Origin of the sequence: Streptacidiphilus cavernicola, assembly GCF_042510955.1 — a bacterium.
Classification (GTDB): Bacteria; Actinomycetota; Actinomycetes; order Streptomycetales; family Streptomycetaceae; genus Streptacidiphilus; species Streptacidiphilus cavernicola.
Genome location: NZ_JBHFAB010000007.1, coordinates 36,224 through 51,922, shown reverse-complemented (window position 1 = coordinate 51,922; position 15,699 = coordinate 36,224). Strand labels below are relative to the sequence as shown.

General features: G+C 71.0%; 14 protein-coding genes and 1 tRNA gene. 12 read left to right on the top strand and 3 right to left on the bottom strand.

Translation table 11 applies throughout. The annotated features are described in order from the left end of the window. Nucleotides 1–654: 654 nt before the first annotated feature. Both ACEZDE_RS11540 and ACEZDE_RS11535 read right to left on the bottom strand, forming a co-directional pair. A complete protein-coding gene (locus ACEZDE_RS11540; protein WP_380535249.1) occupies nucleotides 655–1,401 on the bottom strand; it encodes a protein phosphatase 2C domain-containing protein in 747 nt (248 codons plus the stop codon). A gap of 13 nt (nucleotides 1,402–1,414) precedes the next feature. Then, the gene (locus ACEZDE_RS11535) at nucleotides 1,415–2,182 is read right to left on the bottom strand and encodes a GntR family transcriptional regulator (RefSeq protein ID WP_380535248.1); all 768 of its coding nucleotides are present in this window, start codon (nucleotides 2,180–2,182) and stop codon (nucleotides 1,415–1,417) included. A 173-nt stretch (nucleotides 2,183–2,355) separates the two neighbouring features. Between ACEZDE_RS11535 and ACEZDE_RS11530 the strand changes: the two genes are divergently transcribed. From ACEZDE_RS11530 to ACEZDE_RS11510, 5 genes are read left to right on the top strand one after another with little or no spacing between them, the layout of a single operon-like run. Next, nucleotides 2,356–2,613, top strand: a complete 258-nt coding sequence (locus ACEZDE_RS11530; protein ID WP_380535246.1) for a hypothetical protein — start codon at nucleotides 2,356–2,358, stop codon at nucleotides 2,611–2,613. A 3-nt stretch (nucleotides 2,614–2,616) separates the two neighbouring features. Further along, nucleotides 2,617–2,853 carry a hypothetical protein gene (locus ACEZDE_RS11525; protein WP_380535244.1) on the top strand — a complete coding sequence of 79 codons (237 nt, stop codon included), beginning with the start codon at nucleotides 2,617–2,619 and terminating at the stop codon, nucleotides 2,851–2,853. After that, nucleotides 2,850–4,241, top strand: a complete 1,392-nt coding sequence (gene repSA, locus ACEZDE_RS11520) for a replication initiator protein RepSA (protein ID WP_380535242.1) — start codon at nucleotides 2,850–2,852, stop codon at nucleotides 4,239–4,241. Before ACEZDE_RS11525 ends, repSA begins: the two co-directional genes overlap by 4 nt. Continuing rightward, the gene (locus ACEZDE_RS11515) at nucleotides 4,223–4,444 is read left to right on the top strand and encodes an excisionase family DNA-binding protein (protein ID WP_380535239.1); all 222 of its coding nucleotides are present in this window, start codon (nucleotides 4,223–4,225) and stop codon (nucleotides 4,442–4,444) included. The genes repSA and ACEZDE_RS11515 overlap by 19 nt, the downstream gene beginning before the upstream one ends. Then, entirely contained in the window at nucleotides 4,444–5,610 is a 1,167-nt protein-coding gene (locus ACEZDE_RS11510; protein WP_380535238.1) for a tyrosine-type recombinase/integrase, read from the top strand. The genes ACEZDE_RS11515 and ACEZDE_RS11510 overlap by 1 nt, the downstream gene beginning before the upstream one ends. 94 nt (nucleotides 5,611–5,704) lie before the next feature. On the opposite strand, the gene ACEZDE_RS11505 is transcribed toward ACEZDE_RS11510, so the two are convergent. Continuing rightward, nucleotides 5,705–5,776 (bottom strand) — tRNA-Arg (locus ACEZDE_RS11505). Between the two features lie 158 nt (nucleotides 5,777–5,934). Between ACEZDE_RS11505 and ACEZDE_RS11500 the strand changes: the two genes are divergently transcribed. The 7 genes from ACEZDE_RS11500 to rho all read left to right on the top strand — a co-directional run bounded on the left by ACEZDE_RS11500 (nucleotide 5,935) and on the right by rho (nucleotide 15,654). Then, nucleotides 5,935–6,372 carry a response regulator gene (locus ACEZDE_RS11500; protein ID WP_380535237.1) on the top strand — a complete coding sequence of 146 codons (438 nt, stop codon included), beginning with the start codon at nucleotides 5,935–5,937 and terminating at the stop codon, nucleotides 6,370–6,372. Between the two features lie 44 nt (nucleotides 6,373–6,416). After that, nucleotides 6,417–8,078 carry an arginine--tRNA ligase gene (gene argS, locus ACEZDE_RS11495; protein WP_380535236.1) on the top strand — a complete coding sequence of 554 codons (1,662 nt, stop codon included), beginning with the start codon at nucleotides 6,417–6,419 and terminating at the stop codon, nucleotides 8,076–8,078. 16 nt (nucleotides 8,079–8,094) lie between these two features. Then, nucleotides 8,095–9,486: a diaminopimelate decarboxylase gene (gene lysA / locus ACEZDE_RS11490; protein WP_380535234.1), complete on the top strand. Its 1,392-nt coding sequence runs from the start codon at nucleotides 8,095–8,097 to the stop codon at nucleotides 9,484–9,486. Nucleotides 9,487–9,600: 114 nt separating this feature from the next. Next, entirely contained in the window at nucleotides 9,601–10,884 is a 1,284-nt protein-coding gene (locus tag ACEZDE_RS11485) for a homoserine dehydrogenase (RefSeq protein ID WP_380535232.1), read from the top strand. A gap of 4 nt (nucleotides 10,885–10,888) precedes the next feature. Beyond that, the gene (gene thrC / locus ACEZDE_RS11480) at nucleotides 10,889–11,962 is read left to right on the top strand and encodes a threonine synthase (RefSeq protein ID WP_380535230.1); all 1,074 of its coding nucleotides are present in this window, start codon (nucleotides 10,889–10,891) and stop codon (nucleotides 11,960–11,962) included. Between the two features lie 96 nt (nucleotides 11,963–12,058). Further along, the gene (thrB, locus tag ACEZDE_RS11475; protein ID WP_380535228.1) at nucleotides 12,059–13,051 is read left to right on the top strand and encodes a homoserine kinase; all 993 of its coding nucleotides are present in this window, start codon (nucleotides 12,059–12,061) and stop codon (nucleotides 13,049–13,051) included. Nucleotides 13,052–13,515: 464 nt separating this feature from the next. Then, the gene (rho, locus tag ACEZDE_RS11470) at nucleotides 13,516–15,654 is read left to right on the top strand and encodes a transcription termination factor Rho (protein WP_380535226.1); all 2,139 of its coding nucleotides are present in this window, start codon (nucleotides 13,516–13,518) and stop codon (nucleotides 15,652–15,654) included. Nucleotides 15,655–15,699 lie beyond the last annotated feature (45 nt).

The window sequence follows — 15,699 nt, the reverse complement described above, 5'->3', positions numbered from 1 at the left end:
GATCTGTCTCCAGCCACCTGTCACGTACGCCTGCACTGGTGGCAGAGGCGCTTGGGGTTCGCACACCCATTTGCCATTTACGCAGCGGATCTTGATCGTATTGGGTGCGGTCATGCGCGGAAGGCTATCGCTGTCGGAGGTCAGCTCTTGGCTAGGCCCCGGCCCCTCCGCAGGAACCACACTCCTCCCTGCTGCCATCCCGTCTGCCGTCGTCCCACACAACGTGGAGCGGGCTTGCTCCCTGGTGTCCAGGTGCAGCGCCCTACTGGACGAACGACCTGGACACCAGGGAGCAAGGCTGCTCGGCTCTGCCTGGGACGACGGCAGACGGGATGGCAGCCACCACCTCAACCATGAACGACGTAAGCGCGCCGTCCGAACCGTGGCCATCCCGGAGCCGGAGCGCCCCCGCCGGAGGCATCGTCCTGGGCGTGGGCTGTCGGGCTGCCTGGGCGCTGGTGGGGTTCTCTCTGGCATGCCCTTGGGCCTATCTCTTGCGGGCGCGCGATGTGGCGAGCCGCGCCAGCGCGGGGCGAAGACAGGAGCGCAGGCGCGAGCGCGCCGCGCCGCGCGCCCGGCGGAGCGGTAGCGACGCCGGGTGCCTTGAGTCAGTAGCGATTTCGGTAACCAGGTCGGCGGAGCCGTGCCGCTCGGCTATCCGATCAGGCCGAATGCTGCTGTGACGTCGTCGTGACGCTTCCCGCGGTAGGTGCCTGGCTCGGTGGCGATCTCGGCTTCGCGTACGGCTTGGACGGCGGATGCCGGGCCTTGCTTCTCCAGGGCGTCGAGGATGTGCAGCCAGCTCCAGCCGTAGCGTTCGACCAGTCGGGACACTCCGTCGGTGACGAGTGCGAAGCGGCGTACGTCGGTCACGGGAACGCTGGCGGTCACGGCCCGGTCGGCTGCCTCGGGCTTGGTGCTGGCCACCCAGAAGCCTTCGTCGGTGTTGCGGAGCTGCATGAGCGAGTCGCGGTCGTAGGCGGGCAGGTGCGAGGTCCGGTCGTCGTTGACCTCGATGATCTCCCCGCTGTGGGTCTCGACCACGACGGGAGAGTCGGCCAGTGCCAGGCAGTCCAGGATCCCGTTGTGCTCGCGGACGATGGCGACGGTGCTGGAAGGGCTGTTCGGGTTCGTCAGATCACACTCAGGGTGCAGCGCCCGGGTGTTGATGATCCCTTGGCGCAGTACTTCGCGCAGCGCGAGATCCGGTTGTGCGATCAGCACCGCTGCGAGCTGGCCTCCGAGTCGGCTGGCGAGCCAGGCAACATCATGGACGCAGCCGTTGGGCAGCCCGCTGGCGGTCGCGCCGTCCAGGACGATGACGAACCGCTCGGACGCGAGGATGAAATCTTCGTTCGCGGTCGCGTCGGGGCTGGCCTGGCATACGTAGCTGATCTGCACTGGTCTTCCTTGGTTACTCGGGGGCCGGGAACTCGTAGGCGAATACGTGGCGGTCGGCAGCCATCACGGAGCGGAAGACCTCGACCGGTTGCTCTCCTGCGAACGCGATGCGGTGCAGTTCGGCAACGGGCGTGCCCGGCACCAGGCGCAGGGCCTTGCTCTCGTCGGGGCTGGGCATCCTGGCCTCGATCTCCTCGCGGAACTTCGTCAGCCTGTACCCCCGCTCCTCCAACCGCTGGTAGCTGCCACCGGGGCCGGTGTTCTCCTGGCGGATGGTGGTGCCCTCGATCATCTCCAGCCGGTAATAGCTGTCGGCGAGCTGCGTGGGGTAGTTCTCGATCCAGGTCCGGCGGCGGCGTACGAAGACGAGAGCTCCCGGCTCGATGCCGAACCACTTGGCGACCCATGCCGGTGAGGGGACCTCGGCCAGTTCGAGCATCTCCTGTCGCCACTCCAGTCCGGCGGCTTCGACCTCGGCTTGGAAGGCTGCCTTGCCCACGTCGCGGTAGTGGCGGGCGAATCGGTCCGAGCCCACGCGGATGATGGGGGGCTTCTCTCGGACGAACACGCCGCGACCGCGTATCCCGACGACGAGTCCTTCGTTCTTGAGCAGTGCGACGGCCTGGCGGGCGGTCTGCGGCGCTGTCCCGTGTTCCTCGACGAGTTCGCGTTCGGAGGGCAGAGCGGCGCCGGGGGCGAGTTCGCCGCTGATGATGCGCTCGCGCAAGGCGTCGGCGATCTGCCGGGACGGGGACCTTGGGTCGCTCGGGTTGATGGTCACGCGACTAGATTAGCGCACTTCACTAGTGAGGTATTGACCCCGTGCGGAGTGTGCCAGTACGGTGACATCACTGCCTCACTAGTGAGGTAGTGATCCTTCTGAATCGAGCAGAGAGCGGCGACCAACCGCCAAGTCAGCCCGCCGCTCTCCGTCCCACGAAGGGAAGTCACATCATGCCTGTTGCTCTTGCTGTCGTCGCCCCGGTGCTGTCCGTGCCGGTGGCTGAGTTGAAGCCCGTGCGGGTCTCGCGCGCCGGTCGTGAGTGCCCGGTCTGCGCGTCTGCCCCCTGCTCCTCGCCGCTGGACTGCGCGGCGGAGTTCTCGGCTCACGTCTGGGTGGCCTGCGCGGACTGCGCGGGGACCGGCTGGGACTCGACCGGGATGGCGATCTGGTGCCGGGTCTGCGGCGGCTCGAAGATCGTGGAGGGCTGAGCGGTGACCGAGACCGAATGGCGTGCCCTGTGCGGCCTGGCCCGGCGCTGCCGGGTGACCGTCCCGGGCCTGTGCCCGCACTGCTTCGCCCCGGCTCCTGGCTGGTGCTGGGTCCTGGATGAGGTCGAGGGCCGCAAGTTCCTGACCCACGACGGGGAGGAGCTGTGCAACGGCTCCAGCGAACCGCCCACCGGCCCTGCGCGGTCCCTGCTGCTCCCGGCACTGGCGGTGGCGGCATGACGGCCCCGCTGGACCCGCTGGCGATCGCCGACCTGACGCGGGTGGCCTCGCGGCCGGACTTCGCCCGGTGGCACTGGCAGATGCAGCGCACGGGCGGCTGCGCGCACCCGATCCGGATCGCCGGATGGCGCAGGACCGTGGACCGCGCCACGGGCAGCGTGGTGGCGGAGCGCTCGTACTCCACCGTCACCGAGCCCGGCGGGGTGCTGCGGCTGGCGTGCGGCAACCGCCGCGCCTCGCGCTGCCCCTCGTGCGCGCGCACCTACGCCGGGGACACCTTCCACCTGATCCGCGCCGGACTGACGGGCGACGCCACCAAAGGCGTCCCGGCCGATGTCCGCTCGCACCCGCGGGTGTTCGCCACCCTGACAGCCCCCTCCTTCGGCCGCGTCCACAACGTCCCCAAGTCCGGCCGGTGCCGCTGCGGTGCCCGCCACACCGAGACCGATGCCCGGCTGGGCACGCCGCTGGACGCACGGACGTACGACTACGCGGGGGCGGTGCTGTGGAACAACTACGCGGGTGACCTGTGGCGGTACTTCTCGATCTACCTGCGCCGGGAGGTGGCGCGCCGGGTCGGGCTCTCACAGACCGCGCTGACGAAGGTGTGCCGGATCTCGTTCGCCAAGGTCGCCGAGTTCCAGCGCCGCGGCGCGGTCCACTTCCACGCCATCGTGCGCCTGGACGGCCCTGGTGGGCCCGGTGACACACCTCCGTCCTGGGCGACCGCGACCCTGCTGAACGAGGCGATCCGCACCGCTGCGGCCGCGGTCTCGGTGCCGGTGGACGCTGCCGGGGACCGCCCCGCACTGCGCCTGGGCTGGGGGCAGCAGGTCGACGTCCACGAGATCACCGGATCGGCCGGCGCCGGGGAGCTGACCGAGGAAGCCGTGGCCGGGTACGTCGCCAAGTACGCCACCAAGGCAGCAGAGACCACGGAGACGGTGGACCGCCGGATCGGGGAGCTGTCGGAGCTGGACAAGCTGAGCATCCCCGACCACACCCGGCGGCTGATCGAAGCCTGCTGGGCGCTGGAGGCGGTGTACCCCAAGCGGCTGCTGGAGCACTGGTCGCACATGCTCGGCTTCCGCGGCCACTTCTCCTCCAAGTCCCGCCACTACTCGGTCACCCTCGGAGAGCTGCGCAAGACGCGGGCGGACTGGCGGGCCCGGCAGGAGCACCGCGAGCGCGGGTTGCCGGAGGACGGCGACGACTCGGAGGGAAGCACGCTGGTCCTCGCGCACTGGCGCTTCGCCGGAGCCGGACTGACGCCCGGCGAGTCGATGTTCGCCGCCACCATCGCACGGGACCTCGCGGCCAACCGCGAGATCAGGAAGGAGCTGCAAGCCGACTGGGAGGAAGAGGAATCATGGCAGACCGCCTACTGAACGTGGCGCAAGTGGCTGAGTTGCTGGGGACCTGGGAGGACTCGGGGGAGCGGTTCCCCCGGCGGCTGATCGCCGAACGACGGATCGAGTTCATCCACGTCGGACGACACGTCCGCATCCGCGAGAGCGCGGTCGAGGCGTACTTGGCGGCCAACACGGTGCACCCGGTGACTCGTCGGCGCGGCCTGAGGACGGTGGCTTGATGGCGAACGCGAAGGGCAACCGGCGGCGCTTCGGCTCGGTTCGACAGCTCCGCTCGGGGCGCTGGCAGATCCGCTACCCGGACCCCAGGACGGGCCTGATGCGCCCGGGGGAGCGCACCTACGACACGAAGACGGATGCCACGGTCGCACTGACGCTGATCGAGGCGGACATCACCCGAGGCGACTGGACCGACCCGGACGCGGGGAACGTCAACTTCGGCGAGTACGCCGACAACTGGCTGAGGGATCGGGAGCTGGCTGCCCGGACGCGGGAGCGCTACGAGGGGGTGATCCGGCTGCACCTCAAGCCGGGCCTCGGGGCGGGGACACTGGTGGCGATCACTCCGGCCAAGGTGCGTTCCTGGCGGACGGACCTGCTCGAAGCGGGGGTTGGGGCTCCGACCGTTGCCAAGGCGTACCGCGTGCTGCGGGCGGTTCTCCACACGGCTGTGGATGACGGTCTGATCCCCCGGAATCCCTGCCGGATCAAGGGGGCGGCTGACGACAAGTCACCGGAGCGGCCGATCCTGACCTTGGCGGAGGTCTACGCGGTGGCTGACGCGATCCAGCCTCGCTACCGGGCGCTGGTGCTGCTGGCGGCCTTCTCCAGTCTCCGCTTCGGCGAGTTGGCGGCGCTCACCCGGCGTGATCTCGACCTGGAGCGGCAGATCGTCCGGGTGCGGCGGGCTCAGGTGGAGCTGGCGACGGGGCAGCTCCCGGTCAAGGACCCGAAGAGTGCTGCGGGCGTCCGACCGGTGGCGCTGCCTTCGGCCATCGTCAAGGACATGGAGACGCATCTCCGCTGGTTCGGGGAGTCCGAGTCGTCCGGTCGGCTGTTCGTGGGGCCGAAGGGCGGCAAGCTCCGGCGGAGCAACTTCCACCACATCTGGTCCAAAGCGCTGGCGGATGCCGGGGTCCTGCCGGTGCGCTTTCATGATCTTCGCCACACGGGCAACACCATGGCGGCCGATACCGGGGCCAGTACCCGTGAGTTGATGCACCGGATGGGCCACTCCACCATGGACGCGGCCCTGAGATATCAGCACATGCGGGGCGAGCGTGACCGGTTGATCGCCGACGCCATGGATGCCGAGATCAAGAAGGCTCAGGGCAACGGCCGAAAGCGCCTGCCGAAGCAAGATCCCCCGGCGGCTTCTGGCGCGTGACTGGCACGGCCGTGAGCCGGTGATCCTAAACAAAGAGGCCCAGTTCGGCGAGATATACTCGCTGACCTGGGCCTTTGTGGCACTCCGTACGGAGTGCCCCCGGTAGGATTCGAACCTACGCACCCGCCTCCGGAGGGCGGTGCTCTATCCCCTGAGCTACGGGGGCCTGCTGTGCAACAGGCAGAACACTACCAGCCCCGACCTGGTCCTCGTGCACGGGTTTCGCCCGGGGCGGTGTCGCCGTGGCGTCGCCCCGGTGCCGCCGGTTCAGGGAAACCGGGAAAGCGGGGACGGGCCGTCAGCCCTCCGCCTACCCTGAGTGACATGTCAGGCTCGTTCGGGCGGGTCCTCGTCGTCGACGACAGCGAGGTGATCCGTCAGCTGATCAGGGTCAACCTGGAACTCGAAGGGTTCGAGGTGGTGACCGCCGCGGATGGCGCCGAGTGCCTCGACGTCGTCCACGCGGTACGACCCGACGTGATCACCCTTGATGTGGTCATGCCGCGCCTGGACGGCCTGCGGACCGCGGCCCGGCTCCGCGCCGACCCGCGCACCAGCGCCCTGCCGATCGCGATCGTGAGCGCCTGCACCCAGCTGGATCTGGAACGCGGCGAGTCGGTCGGCGTGGACGCCTACCTCGGCAAGCCCTTCGAGCCGATGGACCTGATCGACCTGGTCCGCAGGCTGGCCGCGGCCTCCCGGTTCAGCTCTGAGCGAACGCCGCTTCCGCCATCCGCCGGACACGACCGTCTCAGCCCCTAAACGCGGTGGCGGACGAGCCCCCCGTCTCGCCTACGCTTGCCCCTGTGACACCCGCAGAGCTTTCCCAGGCAGTCCAGTCCGCGGTTCGTGCCGCCGTCGAGGCGGGCGAACTCAGCGTCGCCGCCCCCGAGACGGTGACCGTCGAGCGGCCCAAGAACAAGGACCACGGCGACTACGCCACCAACGTGGCCCTGCAACTGGCGAAGGCGGCCGGACGACCGCCGCGCCAGGTGGCCGAGCTGGTCGCCGGGCGCCTGCGCGAGCTGCCCGGGGTCGACCGGGTCGACATCGCCGGGCCCGGCTTCATGAACATCACCCTGGACGCCACGGCCAGGGGCGAGGTCGCCCGCAGCGTTCTCGGCGAGGGTCCGGTCTACGGGCACAACGACTCCTTCGCCGGGGCCCGGGTCAACCTGGAGTTCGTCTCCGCGAACCCGACCGGCCCGATCCACATCGGCGGGGTCCGCTGGGCCGCGCTCGGCGACTCGCTCGGCCGGATCCTGCGCGCCTCCGGCGCCGAGGTCACCACCGAGTACTACATCAACGACGCCGGCGTGCAGATGTCGAAGTTCGGCAACTCCCTGCTCGCCGCCGCCAACGACCGCCCGGTGCCGGACGACGGCTACGTCGGCGAGTACATCAAGGACATCGCCGCGCAGATCACCGCGGAGAACCCGGGCATCCTCGCGCTGCCCGAGGACGAGCAGCGCGAGCGCTTCCGGGCCGAGGGCCTGCGGCTGATGGTGACCGAGATCAAGCGGTCGATGGAGGAGTTCGGCGCGCACTTCGACGTCTGGTTCTCGGAGAAGTCGCTGCACGACTCCGGCGCGGTGGAGAAGGCGGTGGACCGGCTCCGCGAGCAGGGCCACGTCTTCGAGCAGGACGGCGCGATCTGGCTGCGCACCACCGACTTCGGCGACGACAAGGACCGGGTGCTGATCAAGGCGGACGGCGAGACCACCTACTTCGCCTCCGACGCCGCCTACTACCTCAGCAAGCGGGACCGCGGCCACGAGGTCAACGTCTACATGCTGGGCGCGGACCACCACGGCTACGTCAACCGGCTGAAGGCCATCGCGGCCTGCGCCGGCGACGACCCGGCCCGCAACATCGAGGTCCTGATCGGCCAGTTCGTCAAGATGGTCAAGGACGGCCAGGAAGTCCGCATGTCCAAGCGGGCCGGCAACATCATCACCATCGACGACGTGGTCGAGTGGATCGGCGTGGACGCCGCGCGGTACACCCTCTCCCGCTCGCCCTCCGACTCCACCATCACCCTCGACATCAACGTGCTCACCAGCACGTCCAACGAGAACCACGTCCACTACGTGCAGTACGCGCACTCGCGGATGTGCTCGATCCAGCGCAACGCCGCCGCGCTCGGCTTCGACAAGGGCCCGACCGAGGGCTTCGCGCCGGAGCTGCTGGACACCGAGGCCGAGCGGGAGCTCCTCGGCGCCCTCGCCGCGTTCCCCGGTGAGGTCGCCAAGGCGAGCCGCTTCCGCGAGCCGCACCACATCGCCCGCTACCTGGAGGAGACGGCCGGCTCCTACCACCGTTTCAACGACCAGTGCCGGGTCCTCCCCTTCGGTGACGACGAGGTCACCGACCTGAACCGGTCCCGGCTCTGGCTGGTCGAGGCGACACGCACCGTGATCGCCAACGGCCTTGCCCTGCTGGGCGTTTCAGCCCCCGAACGTATGTGAGCCCAGTGGAGAACGCATGAGCCGCTCCGCCCACCCCGCAGGCCCGCGCCACGGGGACGTCATGCCGGAGGGGCACTTCACCGCCCCTCCGGCCGACCTGAACGCCCTGGACCCCAAGGTCTGGGCCCGCACGGTCACCCGCACCCTCAGCGGCCCGGTCACCGTCGGCGGCGTCGACGTGCGGCAGCTCGCCGAGGAGTTCGGCACCCCCGCCTACATCCTCGACGAGCAGGACTTCCGCGCCCGCTGCCGGGCCTGGCGCGACGCCTTCGGCGCGGACGCCGACGTCTACTACGCGGGCAAGGCCTTCCTCTCCCGCGCGGTGGTCCGCTGGCTGCACGAAGAGGGCCTGAACGTGGACGTGTGCAGCGGCGGCGAACTGACCGTCGCCCTGTCCGCCGGAATGCCCGCCGACCGGATCGCCTTCCACGGCAACAACAAGTCGGTCCCCGAGCTCGAATACGCCGTCAAGTCCGGGGTCGGCCACGTCGTGGTGGACTCCTACGACGAGTTGGTCCGGCTCTCCTGGATCGCCGAGCAGCAGGGCGTCCGGCAGAAGATCCTGATCCGGGTCACGGTCGGGGTCGAGGCGCACACCCACGAGTTCATCGCCACCGCGCACGAGGACCAGAAGTTCGGCCTCTCGCTCTCCGGCGGCCACGCCGCCGAGGCGGTGCGCCGGGCGCTGACCCTGGACGGCCTGGAACTCCGCGGCATCCACTCGCACATCGGCTCGCAGATCTTCGACATGGCCGGCTTCGAGGTCGCCGCCCGCCGGGTGGTCGGCCTGCTCGCCGAGATCAAGGCCGAGCACGGCGTGGAGCTCCCCGAGATCGACCTCGGCGGCGGCCTCGGCATCGCCTACACCAGCGAGGACGACCCGGCCGAGCCCGCCGACATCGCCAGCGCGCTGGCCGACATCGTCCGGCGCGAGTGCGCGTCCGCGGGCCTGAGCACCCCCCGGCTCTCGGTCGAGCCCGGCCGCGCCATCGTCGGCCCCACCGCCTTCACCCTCTACCGGGTCGGCACGGTCAAGCCGCTGGAGGGGCTGCGCACCTACGTCAGCGTGGACGGCGGCATGTCGGACAACATCCGCACCGCCCTCTACGACGCCGAGTACTCGGTCGCGCTGGTCTCCCGGGCCTCCTCCGCCGAGCCGATGCTCAGCCGGGTGGTCGGCAAGCACTGCGAGTCCGGCGACATCGTGGTCAGGGACGCCTTCCTGCCCGCCGACCTGGCCCCCGGCGACCTGCTCGCGGTCCCGGCCACCGGCGCCTACTGCCGCTCGATGGCCAGCAACTACAACCACGCCCTCAAGCCGCCGGTGGTCGCCGTCTCCGAGGCGGGGCCCCGGGTCATCGTCCGGCGCGAGACGGAGGAGGATCTCCTGCGCCTGGATATCGGCTGACGAAATTCACATCTCAGACTCTGGAACGCCCGCAGATTTATCCGGGTCGTCCCCGAAACTGAACAAGGATCCCTGTCCCAAGCATCCATCACCCAAGCAGAGTGGAGTCGGACGATGCGCACACTGAAGGTAGCGCTCCTCGGTTGTGGAGTAGTCGGCACCGAAGTGGCCCGCATCATGACGACGCACGCCGCCGACCTGGCCGCCCGGATCGGCGCCCCGGTGGAGCTCGCCGGGGTCGCCGTCCGCCGCGCCAACCGCCCCCGTCCCGGCATCCCGGACGAGCTGGTCACCACCGACGCCGCCGAGCTGGTCAAACGCGACGACATCGACGTGGTGATCGAGGTCATCGGCGGCATCGAGCCGGCCCGCAGCCTGATCCTCACCGCCTTCGAGCAGGGCGCCTCCGTGGTCAGCGCCAACAAGGCGCTGCTCGCCGCCGACGGCTCGGCGCTGCACGCCGCTGCCGCCGCGGCCGGGGCCGACCTCTACTACGAGGCCGCCGTGGCCGGGGCCATCCCGCTGATCCGCCCGCTCCGCGAGTCCCTCGCCGGCGACAAGGTGAACCGGGTCCTCGGCATCGTCAACGGCACCACCAACTTCATCCTCGACAAGATGGACAGCACCGGCGCCGGCTACTCCGAGGCGCTGGAGGAGGCCACCGCGCTGGGCTACGCCGAGGCCGACCCCACCGCCGACGTGGAGGGCTTCGACGCCGCCGCCAAGGCCGCCATCCTGGCCGGAATCGCCTTCCACACCCGGGTCACCGCCGCCGACGTCTTCCGCGAGGGCCTGACCGAGGTCACCGCCGCCGACATCGCCAGCGCCAAGGCGATGAACAGCGTGGTCAAACTGCTCGCCATCTGCGAGCGCTCGGCCGACGGCAGCAGGGTCACCGCCCGGGTGCACCCGGCGATGATCCCGCGCACCCACCCGCTGGCCAACGTCCGCGGCGCCTACAACGCGGTCTTCGTCGAGTCCGAGGCCGCCGGGCAGCTGATGTTCTACGGCCCCGGCGCCGGCGGCGCCCCGACCGCCAGCGCGGTGCTCGGCGACCTGGTCGCGGTCTGCCGCAACAAGCTGGCCGGTTCCACCGGACCGGGGGAGTCGGCGTACGCTCAGCTCACCGTGAGCCCCATGGACGGCGTGGTCACCCGCTACCACGTCAGCCTCGACGTAGCCGACAAGGCAGGCGTCCTCGCCCAGGTCGCCACCGTCTTCGCCGAGCACGGCGTGTCCATCGACACCGTCCGCCAGCAGGGCCGGGAGGGCGACGCCTCACTCGTCGTAGTGACCCACCGCGCCACCGACGCCGCGCTGTCCGCTACGGTCTCCGCACTGCGCAGCCTGGACAACGTCCGCGGCGTGGCCAGCATCATGCGTGTCGAAGGGGAATGACCTCATGACCACTCTCACCCACACCCACCAGTGGCGCGGCCTCATCAACGAGTACCGCGACCGCCTCCCGGTGACCGACGCCACCCCCGTGGTCACCCTGCTCGAAGGCGGCACACCGCTCGTCCCGGCCCAGCTGCTCTCCGAGCGCACCGGCTGCGAGGTCTACCTCAAGGTCGAGGGCGCCAACCCGACCGGCTCCTTCAAGGACCGCGGGATGACCATGGCGATGTCCAAGGCCGCCGAGGAGGGCGCCCAGGCCGTCATCTGCGCCTCCACCGGCAACACCTCGGCCTCCGCCGCGGCGTACGCGGTACGGGCCGGGATGGTCTGCGCGGTGCTGGTCCCGCAGGGCAAGATCGCGCTCGGCAAGATGGGCCAGGCGCTGGTCCACGGCGCGAAGATCCTCCAGGTCGACGGCAACTTCGACGACTGCCTGACGCTGGCCCGCGACCTCTCCGACAAGTACCCGGTGGCCCTGGTCAACTCGGTCAACCCGGCCCGGATCGAGGGCCAGAAGACCGCGGCCTTCGAGATCGTCGACATGCTCGGCGACGCCCCGGACATCCACGTCCTCCCGGTCGGCAACGCGGGCAACATCACCGCCTACTGGAAGGGCTACCAGGAGTACGCCAAGGACGGCCTCGCGTCGCACGCCCCCCGGATGTGGGGCTTCCAGGCCTCCGGCTCGGCCCCCATCGTGGACGGCGCCCCGGTGCTGAGCCCGCAGACCATCGCCACCGCGATCCGGATCGGCAACCCGGCCTCCTGGGAGCAGGCGATCGCCGCCAGGGACGACTCCCACGGTCTGATCGACAAGGTCACCGACCGTCAGATCCTGTCCGCCTACCGGCTGCTGGCCTCCCGCGAGGGCGTGTTCGTCGAGCCCGCCTCGGCTGCCAGCGTGGCCGGCCTGCTGCACGCCGCCGAGCAGGGCCTGGTCGACCCCGGCCAGCGGATCGTCTGCACGGTCACCGGCAACGGCCTCAAGGACCCGGACTGGGCGGTCGCGGGCGCGCCCCGACCCACCACCATCCCGATCGACGCGACCGCCGCCGCCGAACGCCTCGGCCTGCTCTAGGGTCTGTTCGGACCCCAGGGCCTGTTCGGCCAGAACACCTTTTCGATACGCTAGAGGCCCCGCCGCAGGCGAAGAAAACCCAGGAGCGACAGCGACATGCCGGCCCCGTCCTTCCGCGCCGCCGCGACCCGCGTCCGCGTCCCCGCGACCAGCGCCAACCTGGGTCCCGGCTTCGACGCCTTCGGCCTGGCCCTGAGCCTCTACGACGACGTGGTGGTCCGGGTCGCCGACTCCGGCCTCTACGTCGACATCGCGGGCGAGGGCGCCGACACCCTCGCCCGCGACGAGCGGCACCTGGTGGTCCGCTCCATGCGCGCTGCCTTCGACCGCCTCGGCGGCCAGCCCCGCGGCCTCGAAGTGGTCTGCGCCAACCGCATCCCGCACGGCCGCGGCCTCGGCTCCTCCTCGGCCGCGATCGTGGCCGGCATCACCGCCGCCCGCGCCGTCACCGTCGGCGGCGCCGAGCTGATGGACCAGGCCGCGGTGCTCGCGCTGGCCTCCGAGATCGAGGGCCACCCCGACAACGTCGCCGCCTGCGTGCTCGGCGGCTTCACCATCGCCTGGACCGACGACGCGCCCACCGCCTCGGCCGCCCACGCGGTGACCCTGGAGCCGTCCGCCGCCGTGGTCCCGCTGGTGTTCGTGCCCGCCGACCCGGTGCTCACCGAGGTCGCCCGGGGCCTGCTGCCGGCCACCGTGCCGCACGCCGACGCCGCCGCGAACGTCGGCCGGGCGGCGCTGCTGGTCGAGGCGATCACCCGGCGGCCGGAACTGCTGCTGCCCGCCACCGAGGACCGGCTGCACCAGGACTACCGCACCCCGGCGATGCCGGCCAGCGCCGAACTCGTGGCGGTGCTGCGGGCCCGGGGCGTCGCCGCGGTCATCTCCGGCGCGGGCCCCACCGTGCTGGCGCTGACCGACCCGGCCACCGCCGACACGCTGCCGGCCGAGGTCTCCGCGCACCTGTCGGGGCCGCGCTGGGCCGCCCACCGCCTGGACCTCGACCTCGACGGCGCCTGCGTCCTCCCGCTCCAGTCCGACGCGAAGCCGGAGACGCCCGGCGCCGGGCCGAAGCCGCCCGAGGGCTGAGCGGGGTGTACCGAGGGGTGAGATCGGGGACACGATTGGCAGACGCGGAGTGGGGGAATGTTTGTTGGGTCCAGTAGTGTTAATCTCATGTCTGCACCAGGCGCCCTACGGGGCCCGGTGCGCCGCGTCCCGATCCTGGTCCGCTCCGTTCCGCGGAGCGACTGTTCCGGGACAGCAATTCTCCGGGAGCCCGCCACAGCGCGTACGCAGCCTGCCTGCGCGAGTGTGACCGCATCCCGAAGCCGTGTCGGTGCCTCGGTCCCGCATGTGACTTACACCCATGACACGCGACGGGGGCCCGGGAAGCGGTGTGCGTCAGCACACAGAACACCAACACCGCACGTACGCATGACCGCCATCCGGCGGACCACCGCCCCGTAGCTGCGAAAACGAGCGCAGCGACGGACAGCACAACCGGTCGCCGAGCCAGACAGGCCGACGTCCGCTCCAGGGAAGGACCCTTCGTGAGCGACACCACCGATCTGATGGGCGCGCGCCCGGACGCTGACGCGTCGGACGCAACCACGGCCCCTGCGCCGAAGCGCCGTCGGACCACGGGCACCGGGCTGAACGCCATGGTGCTCGCAGAGCTGCAGCAGCTCGCCACCGGCCTCGGCATCAGCGGCACCGGCCGGATGCGCAAGAGCGACCTGATCGACGCCATCAAGGAGAAGAACGGCGGGGACCCGCTGCTCGCTGCCTCCGAGGCGCCGGCCGCGAAGCGAGCCCCCCGCAAGACCGCCGCCGCCCCGGCCGCCGCCGACGCCCCCGCGGCCCCCGCGGCCGAGGCCGTCGAGGCGCCCCCGGCCCGGCGCACCGCCCGGTCCCGCGCGGCCGAGCAGCAGATCGAGATCCCGGTGCAGACCGCCGGTGAGACCGTCGCCGAGCGGGCCCCGCGGCGCAGCCGCCGGGCCACCGCCCCGGTCACCTCGACCTCGCTCACCGGCGCCGAGGGCGCCGCGCAGGACGCCCCGGCCGCCGAGCCGGCCGCCGCCGTGGCGACCGAGGTGCGCGAGCGTCCGGCGCAGGAGCAGGGCCGCGGGGACGGCGGGGAGACCGCCCGCGAAGGCCGCAGGGACCGCCGTGAGCGGCGTGAGCGCAGCCAGGACGGCGCCGCGGTGGAGACCGAGGGCGGCGACCGCTCCAGCGACCGCAGGGAGCGCGGCAACGACCGCAACGCCGACCGCGGCAACGCCGGCGCCGGCAACGACCGCAGTGAGCGCCGCAACCGCCGCGACCGCGGCAACAACCAGGGCCAGGACGGCCAGCAGGGCCGCCAGGGCGGCGGCCAGGGCCAGCAGGGCGGCGGGCAGTCCCAGCGCCAGCAGGACCAGCGCCAGGACCAGCAGGGCGGCTTCCAGGACGACGACGAGTTCGGCGGCGGCCGTCGCCGCGGGCGCTACCGCGACCGCAACCGCCGCAACCGCCGGGACGGCTTCGACGCCCCGCCGGAGCAGCCGGTCAACGACGACGACGTGCTGATCCCGGTGGCCGGCATCCTGGACATCCTGGACAACTACGCCTTCGTCCGGACCTCGGGCTACCTGTCCGGCCCGAACGACGTGTACGTGTCGCTGGCCCAGGTCCGCAAGAACGGCCTGCGCAAGGGTGACGCGATCACCGGCGCGGTGCGCCAGCCCAAGGACGGCGAGCGCCGCGAGAAGTTCAACGCGCTGGTCCGGCTGGACTCGGTGAACGGCAGCGAGCCCGACAACGGCCGCAACCGCCCGCAGTTCAACACGCTGACCCCGCTGTACCCGCAGGAGCGGCTGCGGCTGGAGACCGACCCGGGCGTGCTGACGACCAGGATCATCGACCTGGTCGCGCCGATCGGCAAGGGCCAGCGCGGCCTGATCGTGGCCCAGCCGAAGACCGGCAAGACCATGATCATGCAGGCGATCGCCAACGCGATCACCCACAACAACCCCGAGTGCCACCTGATGGTCGTCCTGGTCGACGAGCGTCCGGAAGAGGTCACCGACATGACCCGCTCGGTCAAGGGCGAGGTCATCTCCTCGACCTTCGACCGTCCGGCCGAGGACCACACCACCGTCGCCGAGCTGGCCATCGAGCGGGCCAAGCGGCTGGTGGAGCTGGGCCACGACGTGGTCGTGCTGCTGGACTCGATCACCCGTCTGGGCCGCGCCTACAACCTGGCGGCCCCGACCTCCGGACGCATCCTGTCCGGCGGTGTCGACTCGACCGCGCTCTACCCGCCGAAGAAGTTCTTCGGCGCCGCGCGCAACATCGAGAACGGCGGCTCGCTGACCATCATCGCCACCGCGCTGGTCGACACCGGCTCGCGGATGGACGACGTGATCTTCGAGGAGTTCAAGGGCACCGGCAACATGGAGCTCAAGCTCGACCGCAAGCTCGCGGACAAGCGCATCTTCCCGGCGGTGGACGTGGACGCGTCCAGCACCCGCAAGGAGGAGATCCTGCTCGGCTCCGAGGAGTTGGCGATCACCTGGAAGCTCCGCCGGGTGCTGCACGCGCTGGACGGCCAGCAGGCCATCGAGCTGCTGCTGGACAAGATGAAGCAGACCAAGAGCAACGCCGAGTTCCTGATGCAGATCGCCAAGACGACGCCCGGCCAGGACTGACCCGGCCCCGTCGCCACGCCGCAGCCCCGGACGCACAGCCGTCCG

Coding starts and splice junctions, on each gene's coding strand:
- thrC (WP_380535230.1), top strand. CDS start 10,889: ATGACCACTCTCACCCACACCCACCAGTGGCGCGGCCTCATCAACGAG.
- ACEZDE_RS11510 (WP_380535238.1), top strand. CDS start 4,444: ATGGCGAACGCGAAGGGCAACCGGCGGCGCTTCGGCTCGGTTCGACAG.
- ACEZDE_RS11515 (WP_380535239.1), top strand. CDS start 4,223: ATGGCAGACCGCCTACTGAACGTGGCGCAAGTGGCTGAGTTGCTGGGG.
- lysA (WP_380535234.1), top strand. CDS start 8,095: ATGAGCCGCTCCGCCCACCCCGCAGGCCCGCGCCACGGGGACGTCATG.
- ACEZDE_RS11500 (WP_380535237.1), top strand. CDS start 5,935: ATGTCAGGCTCGTTCGGGCGGGTCCTCGTCGTCGACGACAGCGAGGTG.
- repSA (WP_380535242.1), top strand. CDS start 2,850: ATGACGGCCCCGCTGGACCCGCTGGCGATCGCCGACCTGACGCGGGTG.
- ACEZDE_RS11485 (WP_380535232.1), top strand. CDS start 9,601: ATGCGCACACTGAAGGTAGCGCTCCTCGGTTGTGGAGTAGTCGGCACC.
- thrB (WP_380535228.1), top strand. CDS start 12,059: ATGCCGGCCCCGTCCTTCCGCGCCGCCGCGACCCGCGTCCGCGTCCCC.
- ACEZDE_RS11530 (WP_380535246.1), top strand. CDS start 2,356: ATGCCTGTTGCTCTTGCTGTCGTCGCCCCGGTGCTGTCCGTGCCGGTG.